Genomic DNA, 13,593 nt, shown 5'->3' on the forward strand with positions numbered 1-13,593 from the left:
TGAAATTCAGCGGCCTTCTTGTTTATACTTGGCAATGTATTCTTAGCGCAGAATATACAGCTTGCCATACCCGTTTTTAAAGGCTCCATCACCGAAGGTGTTTCGGTGCTTCATTACGTCCTCGCCCTTGCTCATGATAACACGATAAAGATACACGCCATTAGCCAGCTTATCACCATACATATCGGTGCCATCCCAGGCATACTCTGTTTTGTTATTACCGATGCGCAGCGGCCCCAATTCTTCCTTCATGATCTCCTTGATAACCTTACCGGTTATGGTCAGGATTTGGATTTTCATGTGCTCAGGAATAGTGCTGCCCGTGATGGTAAAGATGAAATTGGTCTTGGTTGAGAACGGGTTCGGGAATGGATAGAAGTTCGACACGCTCGACTCACTCACCACCTCAAAACCGATGCGGTAAGGCGTTACGCCGGACTCCTTGCCTGCCGCATCCTGGGCACGCACCTCCATTTTATACTTGCCGTCTAGGAGCTGCTCAGGCCGATACTCCAGTTGAAAGTCATTGCTTTCAGTTGCCGGTGTATACGTTACCTGGGCATTACCCATCAGGTTAATGTCCTGCTCCTGCCCTTCGGGGCTAATCAGCACCAACGACATTTTGGAGGGATCTTGCAGGAACACATGCTGGTTTTCATCTTTCACAGTAACGCTTATCAGCGGGCTCGGCGATACAATGTCTCCGTCCATGATATGAATCCCATCAAAAGCAACATCCATGATCGGGTGAAGCTTTGAGTTTACCTTGAAACTTACTTCATAAATATTATTGCCATACTCTTGCTCAGGCAAGATGCGCGGGTTCACATAAAAGCTTAGCTTGTAGTCACCATCAAATTGTTGCGTCGCTATAGTATGGCTGAAGTAGACCGTTTCGTTGGGTCCGATCGGTTTAATTTTAAAGCGTGATGTTGTAGCCTGAATCCCCTCACCGCTTAGTGATACCTCTACGGTCACCGAGTCTGAAAACGCCGTGCCTGTTACGTTCTGAAAGGCCATCGGCACAGTTAGCGTGCCACTGGAAGCTAACTGACTCAACTCCTCGCTACTTGCTTTTACCAGATCCGGCCTAATGATACCTTCCGGTGCCGCCTCATAGAGTACAAACCACTCTTTAAGTTGCGGGGCCGTTCGCTTGGTCGAGTCAGACAGAAAAGCTGCAAGCTTAAGGTTAGGATACTGTGCAGCATTAATATGAGAAAGGCTGAAAGCTCTTGTCGTGATATTTTGTTCCAAAACTGTCTCCATACTGCTGGCATCTACCCCGATCAGGCTCAAGGTATACTTGTCATCCCCTTCTCCATATTTTTTAATGGTGTGGTGCACTGCCCCCCAACTCAACGCAGGCCCTATGGTAGTAGAAGTCAACGTACCGGCTTGCCTGTTAGAAAGAAGCGTAACATCCAGCTCTATACTTTGGGAGGAGGCCGGTGTTCCACCCTCACGATTGGCCTCTTCCTCCGAGAAAGTCATTTCCTGAGCTGTGCCCGGCGCCGCGCCTTTCTGTCCGACCATAGCAAACGGGTCTCCGTTCTTCAGTTTATCAATCAAGGAAGAGCCTATGCTTCTAAAAGCTGCTTTTGCCTCTGCTGGTAATGTGGTAAACGGAATATTTTGCATCCCTATTACCGCTACATAATAATTGGCAGGTATGCTGTTGATAAAATTGATAAGCTTTGTAACATTTGCTGACTTGCTCAGGTCATCGGAGTCGAAAATATGCGGAAAGGTAGTACAAACCCCTTGCCCCGGCACATTCTGCAGTGGCTCCAACGTTATGTTATTAAATGCAATTATATAAAAGCGCGGCTGGGTATACTTATAGTATGTTGGATTACCGCAATAGTAATTCATTTGCTGATTACCATCGATGAAGAAGCCATAAGGAGGATCATAAAAGTGGATATCTCCCCCTGCTGTTCTGATATTAATGAACTTGCGTATGGTTCCGAACTTCCAAACCTCTGTTTTTTGATCCAGCGAGTCAACGCCTGCATGGTTTATTTCAGAAAATTGGCCTTTATGGCTTTGCGACCAGCCAGACTTTACTCCAGCTATATTTCGGAACGAGCTATTCACCCACACTGTATCTTCGCCGGTAACATAGCTGCTGAACCGGGCACGCCAGAAGTAAACAAGGCTATCAGTGCGATTATTTAGCAAATCCACTTCCCATGAGGTAAGGCTGCTATTTTCACCGGTTTTTTTCTTTAACCACGGACTATTGAAACTGCTTGTGGTATCAATCTCGTAATAAACCCCTCGCTTCTCTGCTGTAGAGCCTGCTTGCACCGTTAAGGCTGCTTTATTACCACCTACAATGCTATACTTGGCCGGCGACACGATCGACAGCCCGCTTGCTGATACATATTTTTGGAAAACAGCAGTGTTATTATCCTCGTGCAGCTCATCATATTTGTTCGGGCTATCCAACGTAATCTCAAACGTATTCATGCCAAGTGAGGCAATATTCTTATTGCTGAGGTACAGCTCAACCTTTTTGCTGTTGTATACTTTGCCTACCGCTGCAGTTTCAGTCAGTTGGGAGTTATCCGGTAGCGTGCGTTTCACAGAAACAGTCAAAACACTGTCGATAGCCTTGCCCAGGTTTCGTGCATCAAAGCTCAACACTAAAGTATCAGACGATGCGGTCGCTATATTTCCCTCTGTGTCTTTTAGATCAAAGCTATTCCCTGCGAACAGGTAATCAGGTTTGCTTGGGTTATAAATCTTTAGTGCTGGATCACCTTGCAGTAGCACTTCTAATACCATCGCCGTGGCGTAGATACTATTTGTTGTTTGGTTAACCCTTTTAATTGCCTCTTTCTGCACTTCACCTAGCGTTTTGCCGTAAAACTCCGGGTCCTGAAAGGCCACTGTGTAAAAATAGCTGGTGTACAAGTTTAGGTACGTTGGGTAAGCCCCGCCAATATGCGCCATAAGAGCTACAGCTCCTCTGTCCGCTGTATTTAACCAATCCTCTCCAAATGTAGGGTTACTAGAGCTAAACACATCACCTACGTTACAACCATTCATTACTATAATTGGGTATCGACCTTTATTCCTGTAGGTACTTAATGGACTGGACACAAAACCGATGTCTAAATCTGTAGTTCCGGGAGAACTATGGCCGAAAAAAGTGATCATAGAGACTCCTTCATTTATCTCTTTAGAAACATCAATCGACTCAACAACCTCACTTAGGTTTTGCCTGGTTTTCTTTATTGGATTTGCTCCTAATAATGGCCCCGAGGCAATGGCAGCATAATTATTTATGTAATTCGTAAATTGATTGATCTCCGTAGATGTTTTGCCTCCTCCTAAAAGTAACAGGTTTTTACGCCAGGCTTCACCCTCTTCAGCAGCCTCATATTCTTTTACTTTATTCAGATAGGCAATAATTTGATCGGGTGTAGTTACTAATAACCTTCCTGTTGGAAAGCGCGGCTCATAATCATCATTTCTAAAATCAGCCGAGAATAAAATATCAGACCCAGGATGGGTTCCAAGGCCTGTTGGCACCAAGTCTAAGGCTCTAGATGTAGCCGATTTATAACTCAGCATCCTTATTTCATACCCTTTACCCATGTAGAGCATAAATTTTTGCCTAGGCGACTGAGCCAAGTATGAAGATAGCCGCCTAAGGGCATTAGACGAAAACTCCCCGTAATGAAACTGATTTACTAGGTCGCTCACAAATACAAGCAACGTATCGTATCCTCCGCCTGCTGCAGAGCTCCGGTAAGCAGCATATTCTTTGGGAGCAGGTATAACACTACCCCCTGCTGGTTGCATTAGTTTTTTGTTAGTTATGATCACAAAGTTTTGATCGGCGGGGTTGTACTTCCTAAACTTAAGAGTTTCTGGCAAACCCGCGGGTACCAGTGCCTGATCGGTTCTGGCCAGTAGCACCTTGTGTTGTATAGGACCACCGTTTAGCACAAATCCTTTTTTAGTGCCGTTTACGTAGCCTGCAGTGCGAGTTATCTGCTGCTGATCCGTTACATCGTAAGCGATCAAAGTACTTGGCGCACCTGTAAACTCAAAGTATGGTGTGGCGCCTCTGAGTGAGTCGGTATATATAGTCAGAGATTTCCCAGAAAACACAGTCTTTTGCGGAAACATCAAACTAGCGTAGGCTAGCCCCACTGCGCCTACTGCGCCATCAATGGTTTGAGGAGCCAGCTGCAAGGTCAGTTTGCTACTTTGGGTAATGATATCAGAAAATTGAATTTGCTGCTTATTCTTAGCAAACTCGTATGGCCCAAACGTACTGGAATGGATTGTGCGCGTTGTGCCATTGACCAAGTTAATATTAACCAAGTGGTTTTTATCGTTGGGGCCAACCGTTACGTAAGTTAGCCATGGTAATGGGCCGGTAGTTTCAACGTTAGTGACACCACTTATGTCAAAGTTCTGGGTTGATGTTCTAACACTGGAGAAGTAACCTTCTCCCCTATCCATCCAAGGCATTCGATTAGCTCCATAAAGCTGTCCAAGCTGCAACGAACCTGTTTGCAAGTTTGTCGCTTTTTGCAGATGGTATGGCTCAGGTGTGCGGCCTGCAACTGCTGGGTTTGATTCCTGCATGCGCCTGTTGCCTCCAGCAGGATTAACTGTCAGGAAATAGGCTGCCGTATCAGTATACATACTATGCAGCTGATGCACTTGGTGTGCTGGGTTCTTATAGAGTTCCTGGTCAAGCACGCCATCGTTGCGCTCACCATAGAACTCCAGAAAGTCAGCCGCATCCAGCCTGCCATCAGCTTCGCCTTCCACATAAATAGCCACTTCTCTGCCTCTACGGAAAAGTTGTAGATGCTGGGGGTTCACGTTCTCGAGTCCCAGACTTTTAAGGTAAGTATAGTTGAGCTTATAGAGTCCGGTTTCAACCACCTTCAGCTTATGGTATGTTTTGGAGTAATCGATCCATTCGTTACCGTATACCTGCTGTGCGTGGACCGATACAGTTATACAGCAAGAAAGAACTGTAAAGGCTATAGTTAAAAAGCGTTTCATGTTGTAAATATTATACATGGGCTTAATTAGGCAATTCAGAGATGAAATTAATCGAAGGCGTAGCCAATGGAAACAATAACAGAGGAGGTATTTGAGCCTCCGATGGTGTTGCTCTCACTGTTGCTGATGCGCGACATAGCTAGATCCAAGGTAAGGCCCCCCGTTTTAATGCCCACCCCAAAATTTGGCTGCATGCGTTTGGTAGTGCTTCCGTCAAAATTGGTGGTTTGCTGGTAGTTGTTAAGACCGCCGCGCACAAAAACAGCATTGTTATATGCTAATTCCAATCCTACATGCGGGTCTACAGACACTACCTCAGACTCAAACAACACATTCCTGCGGCCGTCAAAAGTCAGGTCAATGTCAGTGGCAAGTATGGCTGAAAGCTTGTCTGTAAACTGAAAGGATTTGCCAACGCCTAGTACCAACCGAGGCAATGTAAGCTCTGCTGTACTTTCTGGAAGGTCGTTGCCAGTCTGTAGATATGCTTCTTCTAGGGCTTCTACATTATGTGTCCAGGCGGTGAAGGTGGTTGTAATGTCTTTGGCCATGAGGCCGAACTGCCACGAACCGCGCTGCAACTGCGCGCCGGCATCTATCCCAAAGCCATAAGCATCGGCAAAGTCTCCTACATTGCGGTAAATGATCTTGACATTCGCGCCCAGTTGCAAACCCTCTATCAGGTTGCTGCGCCGGGCATAGGACAGCAGCAGGGCATAGTCGGCTACTGAGAAGAAACGGATGCTATCATACTGAATGTAGCCATATTCATTTTGTAGCCGGCGGGTGTCTGCAATATCATCCACGCCAACCCGAATTAAGGAAATACCCAGTGCACTGCTAGAGTCCAGGGGCATGGCAAAGCTGCCGTAGTCGTTTTTGGCAATGCCCGCAAATAGCTCTGAGTGCATAAGCGTTACGTTATACTTATGCTCGAGGCGCAGAAGGCCTGCCGGGTTCCAGTAGCCGGCAGTGGCGTCGGAGGCGATGCCAGCCTGCACGTTTCCCATACCCAGGGCACGCCCCCCCACTCCTATATTTAGAAACTCATTGCTATACTTTGGTGTGGCAACCTGGGCGTTCGCCGCCGACCATGAGAGCAGAAACAGCGCCACCAATAGGTAACGGTGCAGATATTTGATCATTCTTGACAGTATATATTATATCACTAGCAATTAAATTTTATTGCACTTTCCGAAAGAGCCCTTCAGAAGCAGCTCAATAGCTTTTGTGCCCCCTTAACACAGCACAGGCACTTTTAGTTGAATCCGGTTGCAATTTATTTCTATCCAAAACTACTCAAATTATTATAACAAACTGCTAAGCCTAAAACCATTATGAGAAAAGAGGCGTAAAGATTTTTAAACAGTACCTTGCGTTACATAGTACCTTATTATATCTTTGCCTCAACATTATAACGGGATCATCATGAAAGTAGAAAACACACAAGTGCAGATGCGGAAGGGAATTCTGGAATTCTGCATCCTGGAGATTATCTCTCGTGGTGAAGTTTATGCGTCCGATATGCTGGAGGAGCTTACAGCGGCCAAGATGATCGTTGTGGAGGGTACGCTCTACCCCCTGCTCACCCGCCTGAAGAATGCAGCGCTTCTGGAATACAACTGGGTAGAATCTACCTCAGGTCCGCCACGAAAATATTACCGACTCACGCCTACAGGCCAGGAGTTTCTGGAACAGCTCCGAAAAACCTGGTCCGATCTGGTTGACTCCACAGAATATATTATCCGAAATAAGAAAGCTCAGCAATCATGAAAAAGAACATAAGTATAAACTTGCAAGGCATCATCTTCCAGATCGAGGAAGATGGGTATGAGCAACTTAGCCGTTACCTCGCCTCTATCAGAACGTACTTTTCTAACTATGAGGGCCACGAAGAAATTGTAGCCGACATTGAGGCTCGTATTGCTGAGATTTTCTCTGGCAGAATTTCTCCGGCAAAACAGGTCATTACCCAGGACGATGTAGCCTACCTGATTACACGCATGGGCGATGTAACCGACTTTGAAGTGGAGGAACCGGTAGAAGAAGAAACGTACAGCCGAACCAATGCGAACACCGGCCACACCGCCAGCGAGCCATTCGAACACGCGGAAACAGGCCCTAAAAAGCTTTATCGCGACATCAACAACAAAGCAATAGCTGGCGTATCTTCAGGTATAGCCAATTACTTGAGCGTTGACCCGCTCTGGATCAGGCTATTCTTTGTGCTGCTCGTGTTGTTGGGCGTGGTTTCAGCTGGCGTTTCTGCTGCAACAGGCGTGATCATCTACGTTATACTTTGGATTGCCATGCCGCAAAGCGCGTTGCTGCCAGAAAATAAGGTACGTAAGCTCTTCCGTGATCCCGAAGACAAAAAACTTGCCGGTGTGGCCAGCGGTATTGCCAAATACTTTGGTGTGGACGTGGCTGTTATCCGCTTGCTTTTCCTGGTTTCTATCTTTTTAGGAGGCTTTGGTATACTTGCTTACATTGTGCTCTGGATTGCCATGCCCGAAGCCGTGACGCTAACAGAGCGCATGCAGATGCAAGGCGACCCTGTGACGCTGGCAGGCATTGAGCGTACGTTGAAGGACAACCTAAACATGCGCGACAGTAACGGTGAGGAAAGCCCTTTGGCTAAAATCATACTTTTGCCGATCCGCTTAATAGCTCAGGTAATTAGCTGGCTTGGAAAGGCATTAGGGCCTGTGCTTGCCTTTCTCGTAACTTTAATACGTGTTGCTGCGGGTGTTATCCTGCTGGTTATTTCCGTTGGCCTTACCATTGCGCTTTTCTCCACGCTCTTTGTATCGCTGGGTATTGTAGATGAGGCACAGTACATGAGATTTGGTGATTTTCCAGCCTCCGTGCTTCTCGGGGGCTTTCCCAGGCTCGGATTGGTGGCAGGTTTCTTTGTAGGGCTTATTCCATCGCTGCTGTTGTTCGTGCTGGGTATAAGTTTGCTGCTAAAACGCACTTTTATGCGGGCCATTGTTGGCTGGTCGATGTTCGGTGTATGGCTGGTGGCACTTTTTACCATGATTGCAACCATCGTTATATACAGTAACAACTTCCGGCGCAGCGGCGAGGTGATTACCTCCAGAACCATACCTGTTAGCAATATAAACACCCTAACGCTGGATGCCTACGACACAGATCTTGACTACGATAATATCTACATTGAAATACAGGAAAGTAACGGCCAGGATGTTGAGATAATGCAACGCGCCGAGGCGAAAGGCAGAACCGAAGAAGAAGCCAAGCAAAACGCCCGCATGATTACCTACCGCGCCGTGCTAAACGACTCCACCCTGCGCTTTGATGATAGCTACGAGTTTAAGGACGATGCTGTTTTCCGTGACCAGGAACTGAGCCTTGTGGTTAAACTGCCTAAAAACAAAGCGCTAAGGCTTACAAGAGACTTCACGTACATGCTCCCGAGCTCTGCGCTGGAGGGCGACTACAGCCGCGACAAGATTGTGCGCAACACCTGGCAGGTAAGCGGAGACAGATTAGTTTGCCTAACATGCGCCAGCGACACCCTGGATGTTGACGATGACAATGATTTTTCCAACGACCGTCAGGAGTTTGATATGGACATCGACGATGACATGAGCTCAATTGATATGCGCGGAAGCGTATTGCTAAACGACGATGAGTATAGCTCCAACTCGCGCACAGTGGATGCACGTGATTTCAGGCGTGTCTCTATTAGCGGACCATACCATGTACAGCTCCGCCAGGGCGATAACTACAGCGTGGTTATACGTGCCGAGCGTGATGAAATGCGCCGCATCGATGTGGAGCAAGATGGTGATGAACTTGTGATAAAAACGCAGGACAAGTCTTTTAACTTGTTTGATGACCGTGAACCAGTTCTTATTCAGATCACAGCACCCGAAATCAGCGACATTGACCTGAGCGGCGCCATCAAGGCAAACATCTCAAACCTAAACACGGATAACCTACGTATGGCGTTTTCCGGCGCAATTCAGACAACGGCAAACCTGAACGTGAACAGCCTGAAAGTAGATGCCTCGGGCGCAACAATCAGCAAATTTACAGGCAAAGCACAGCGCTTTGAGCTGGATGCAACCGGTGCCTGTGGCATAGATGCTGACAACCTGGAAGCAGAATACGTGGACGTGGATGTCACTGGTGCCGGCGTGGCCGAAGTGTATGCAACCGGCACCTTGCGGGCAGATGCATCAGGCACAAGCAGGATTGTATATCGCGGGAATCCTAAAAACACAACCATTGACAGTTCAGGCCCTAGCAGCGTAAAGCGCCGCTAAGCCTGCAAGTATAAAAAGTGTCCGGCTGAACAAGTATAGATTCAGCCGGGCATTTGTACCAACCGCCACTTAGTACAAAATAAAACTACAGCCTATAGCGGCTAAGTATACATTCAGAGATACAGAAGTACAAAATATCAAAAGTACAAACTGAACAACAGATTGCCTGTTGTTTACCAAAGTACTTTTTTAGTTGTTTGATGAGTGTATTTGGTGAAGTCCCAGCTCTTTTCCTTTTTCCAGGAGAAAAGCATAAGCTTCGTCAAACTCATTTTTAACCTTTCCCTCAAGTATAGCTTCGGTAAGTATTTCCTTCAGCTCGCCCACTGTTTTAGATGGTTTCAGCCCGAAGGTCTCCATAATTATCTCACCGGTTATTACAGGCTGGAAATTGCGCAGCTTGTCGCTTTCCTCCACCTCAACTAGGCGCTTTTCCACCTTATCAAAATTGTGCAGGTAGCGTTTTACCTTGGTATCATTTTTTGAGGTGATATCGGCGCGGCATAGCTTCATCAGGGCATCAATATCATCGCCGGTTTCAAACAATAGCCTTCTTATAGCCGAGTCCGTTACCGATTCTTTCACCAACGCGATAGGCCGCAGGTGCAGCCTTACCAGTTTTTGCACAAATTTCATGTGCTCGTTTAGCGGCAGTTTCAAATCCCTGAATAGCTTTGGTACCATGCGGGCTCCGCGGTCTTCGTGGCCATGAAACGTCCATCCGACTTTGGGCGAATAGCGCTTTGTATCAGGCTTGGCAATGTCGTGCATGATGGCAGCCCAGCGCAGCCAAAGGTCATCGCTCACCTCCGCTACATTATCGAGCACCTGCAAAGTATGGTAAAAATTGTCCTTGTGAGAGTTTCCGTTAATGGTTTCCACACCCTGCAGCTCCACCATCTTCGGAAAGATAAGATGCAGCAGCCCCGATACGAAAAGCAGTTTAAAGCCATAGCTTGGCACCGGCGAAAGTATGATCTTGTTCAGCTCATCGGTTATGCGCTCCTGCGACACGATCTTGATGCGCTCCTTGTTGTCGATGATGGCGTCAAACGTGTCCGGGTCTATATCGAAGCCAAGCTGGCTGGCAAAGCGGATAGCGCGCATCATGCGCAGCGGGTCGTCTGAAAAGGTAATGCCAGGCTCCAACGGCGTCCGGATAAGCTGCCGGCGCATGTCCTTCACGCCTTCGAACGCATCGATCAGTTCGCCATAGTTTTGGGTGTTTAAGCTAATGCCCAATGCGTTGATTGTAAAATCGCGGCGGTGCAGGTCATCGTTTAGCGAGCCCTGCTCTACCTCTGGTTTACGGGAGTGCTCGCGGTAAGACTCTTTTCGAGCACCTACAAACTCAACCTCCCACTCTCCGGCGCGCAGCATGGCCGTCCCGAAATTTTTGAAAATGGATACTTTAGGCCGATTTGGCAGCTTCATGGCTACCTGTGTGGCCAGGGCAATACCGTCGCCCACACATACCACATCAATGTCTTTGGATGGCCTTTTAAGGACCAGGTCTCGCACAAAACCTCCGATTACATAGGCATCTACGCCCAGTTCAGCGGCCGCTTCGGCTACAACATTAAAAATGGGGTGTTCGGGTAACTGTACTTTATCCATCATCTAAAAATAAAAAACCTCAGGCAACAAGTAGTGCGGCCTGAGGTGCAAAAATAAGGATAACCAGCGCAATAACGAAAATAGCTTATACTTTAACTGCCAACCTGGTTAACGCTCTAAGGCTGTATAGCATAAGCTTGTTTATGAAGCATGCTACTCGCAACTAATCCCGGATAACCTGCTGCGTGCCGTCTGCCTCTATTTTAACGATACGCGACGGCCTGGCCGCCATGTCATCGTCCTGGCGCCAGCCAACTACAAAATCCACGCGTTTTTTTATTTCTTCGCTAATATCTTTGAATGATTTTGGTGCTGGCTCCCCGCTTATATTTGCTGAGGTAGACACAATTGCACGACTGACTTGCCTGATAAGCCTGTGGCAAAACTCGTCTTTAACGATGCGTATTGCCACTGTCCCGTCGTTGGCCAGCACTTCTTTGGGCAGGTTTTGCGGAGAGGTGAAAACGTAAGTAGTTGGTCTTTGCTGCTGCTGCAGCATTTCTTCAAAGCCTTTCGGTAGATTGCGGACATAGTGCTTTAGCATATCAATGTCGGCAACTAACAGAATCATAGATTTTGATTCTTCGCGCTCCTTTATCTTGAATATCTTTCGCACAGCCTCATAATTCTCGGCATCGCAACCTAAACCCCACACCGTATCGGTGGGGTAAAGAATAACGTTACCTAGCAGCACTTCTTCCTCAGCGGCCTGTATTTCCTTAACAAGTTGGCTCATAGTTTTAATTGCTAAATTGTTAGTTGTTAATTGTTGGTTGCTTTGGGTTTAAAACTTAAAGTAATCAGCAATTAACAAACAACTATCTATTTTATCTCCTGGGTTAGCTCTATCAGCACGCCGTGGGCGCTCTTTGGGTGCACGAAGCACACCAGTTTGTTATCGGCGCCTTTCTTCGGCTGTTCGTTTAACAACGTAAAGCCTTCTCTTTTCAGGCGCTCCATTTCTGCGTAGATGTCCTCCACCTCAAAAGCGATATGGTGTATGCCTTCACCCCGCTTCTCGATATACTTGCTGATGGCGCTATCGGGTGTAAGACCTTCTAGCAGTTCTATCTTTGTACCTCCTATTTTAAAAAAAGATGTATTTACGGCTTCAGAGGCTATATGCTCTGTTTTATAAGGTTCTACGCCTAAAAGCGTCGTGTATAAGGCATTCGCTTCGCTGAAGTTCTTAACAGCAATCCCAATATGTTCTACGTTTTTCATTTCAAAATTGTAATTAGTCTAAGTAAGGTTTTTTTGCTATTTTTGCGCCGGATTCAAAACTAATAATTTCTTCAAACTGTTTATTGAACAGGACAAATTACGAAACCAAAGTTATATGCTATCATTACCTATATATTTGGATAACAACGCCACAACGCCACTTGACCCTCGCGTGCTGGAAACCATGATGCCTTACCTTACCAACGTGTACGGTAATGCTTCATCTCGTAACCACGCTTTTGGATGGCAAGCCGAAGAGGCTGTTGATTATGCCCGCGAGCAAATTGCAGCACTTATCAACTGTTCTCCAAAGGAAATCATCTTCACATCAGGTGCTACAGAGTCAGACAACCTGGCGATTAAAGGTGTTTTCGAGATGTATGCCTCTAAAGGTAACCATATTATCACACTTACCACAGAGCACAAAGCGGTTCTGGATACCTGCAAACACGTTGAAAAAGCTGGCGGTAACGTTACGTATCTTAAAGTAGATGAGAAAGGTCTTATAGACCTGAACGAACTGGAAGCAGCCATCACAGATAAAACCATACTTATCTCCGTGATGTATGCCAATAACGAAATCGGGGTGATCCAGCCAATCCGTGAGATTTCTGCTATCGCCAAAAAGCACGGTATCCTGTTCTTTACCGATGCTACGCAGGCTGTGGGCAAAATCCCGGTTGATGTAGAGGCGGACGGCATTGACCTGATGGCTTTCTCTGGCCACAAAATGTACGGCCCTAAGGGTGTTGGCGCATTATACGTACGCCGCAAAAACCCACGCGTTAAGGTAACAGCTCAAATTGACGGTGGTGGCCACGAGCGCGGCATGCGTTCCGGTACCCTGAATGTACCAGGCATTGTTGGCCTTGGTAAAGCAGCCGAAATTGCCAAGCAGGATATGGAAGCCGACACCAAGCGTATCGCTGCCATGCGCGACAGACTGGAACGTGAACTAACTACCATCGAGGAGTCTTATGTAAACGGTTCCACAGAGCACCGCTTGCCACACGTGTCTAACATCTCATTTAAGTATGTAGAAGGCGAAGGCCTTATGATGGGCGTGAAAGACCTGGCTGTGTCTTCTGGTTCTGCTTGTACTTCTGCATCTCTGGAGCCGTCTTATGTGCTTAAAGCCTTAGGCCTAAGCGATGACCTGGCGCACTCTTCCCTACGTTTTGGCTTGAGCCGGTTTACGACAGATGAGGAAATCGATTTCGCGATTGGTCATGTGAAGCAAGCGGTTAGCAAGCTTCGTGAACTGTCTCCGCTATGGGAAATGTTTAAAGAAGGTATCGACCTGAACTCTATTGAGTGGGCAGAACACTAAGAGATAAATTAAAAATTAGAAATTAGGGATTAGAAATGATCTTCATTCTGGTTCTTAATTTCTAGTATAATTTTTAATTCCTAATTT

8 protein-coding genes are annotated in these 13,593 nt (G+C 46.8%); 3 read left to right on the forward strand and 5 right to left on the reverse strand.

Annotated elements, in window-relative coordinates; genetic code table 11:
* Nucleotides 1-42 precede the first annotated feature (42 nt).
* On the reverse strand, nt 43-5,040 hold the full coding sequence (porU2, locus tag D1627_RS01690) for a putative type IX secretion system sortase PorU2 (protein WP_158607133.1): 4,998 nt from the start codon (nt 5,038-5,040) through the stop codon (nt 43-45).
* A gap of 47 nt (nt 5,041-5,087) precedes the next feature.
* Nucleotides 5,088-6,185: a putative type IX sorting system protein PorV2 gene (locus D1627_RS01695; RefSeq protein WP_147383163.1), complete on the reverse strand. Its 1,098-nt coding sequence runs from the start codon at nt 6,183-6,185 to the stop codon at nt 5,088-5,090.
* 283 nt (nt 6,186-6,468) lie between these two features.
* Here D1627_RS01695 and D1627_RS01700 point away from each other — a divergent pair, with 283 nt between their 5' ends.
* Both D1627_RS01700 and D1627_RS01705 read left to right on the forward strand, forming a co-directional pair.
* Complete coding sequence (locus D1627_RS01700; RefSeq protein ID WP_119430480.1) at nt 6,469-6,813, forward strand: PadR family transcriptional regulator; 345 nt, start codon at nt 6,469-6,471, stop codon at nt 6,811-6,813.
* Nucleotides 6,810-9,335 carry a PspC domain-containing protein gene (locus D1627_RS01705; protein ID WP_119430481.1) on the forward strand — a complete coding sequence of 842 codons (2,526 nt, stop codon included), beginning with the start codon at nt 6,810-6,812 and terminating at the stop codon, nt 9,333-9,335. Before D1627_RS01700 ends, D1627_RS01705 begins: the two co-directional genes overlap by 4 nt.
* A gap of 189 nt (nt 9,336-9,524) precedes the next feature.
* Here the strand turns inward: D1627_RS01705 and D1627_RS01710 are convergent, their stop codons facing one another.
* The 3 genes from D1627_RS01710 to mce form a co-directional block, all read right to left on the reverse strand.
* Nucleotides 9,525-10,952, reverse strand: coding sequence for a CCA tRNA nucleotidyltransferase (locus D1627_RS01710; RefSeq protein ID WP_119430482.1), 1,428 nt, complete (start codon nt 10,950-10,952; stop codon nt 9,525-9,527).
* A 163-nt stretch (nt 10,953-11,115) separates the two neighbouring features.
* Nucleotides 11,116-11,688 carry an L-threonylcarbamoyladenylate synthase gene (locus D1627_RS01715; RefSeq protein WP_119430483.1) on the reverse strand — a complete coding sequence of 191 codons (573 nt, stop codon included), beginning with the start codon at nt 11,686-11,688 and terminating at the stop codon, nt 11,116-11,118.
* Between the two features lie 86 nt (nt 11,689-11,774).
* Entirely contained in the window at nt 11,775-12,176 is a 402-nt protein-coding gene (gene mce, locus D1627_RS01720; protein ID WP_119430484.1) for a methylmalonyl-CoA epimerase, read from the reverse strand.
* A 115-nt stretch (nt 12,177-12,291) separates the two neighbouring features.
* On the opposite strand from mce, the gene D1627_RS01725 reads away from it, so the two are divergent.
* Nucleotides 12,292-13,506, forward strand: coding sequence for an IscS subfamily cysteine desulfurase (locus tag D1627_RS01725; RefSeq protein ID WP_119430485.1), 1,215 nt, complete (start codon nt 12,292-12,294; stop codon nt 13,504-13,506).
* Nucleotides 13,507-13,593 lie beyond the last annotated feature (87 nt).

The organism is Pontibacter oryzae, assembly GCF_003576375.1.
Taxonomy (GTDB): domain Bacteria; phylum Bacteroidota; class Bacteroidia; order Cytophagales; family Hymenobacteraceae; genus Pontibacter; species Pontibacter oryzae.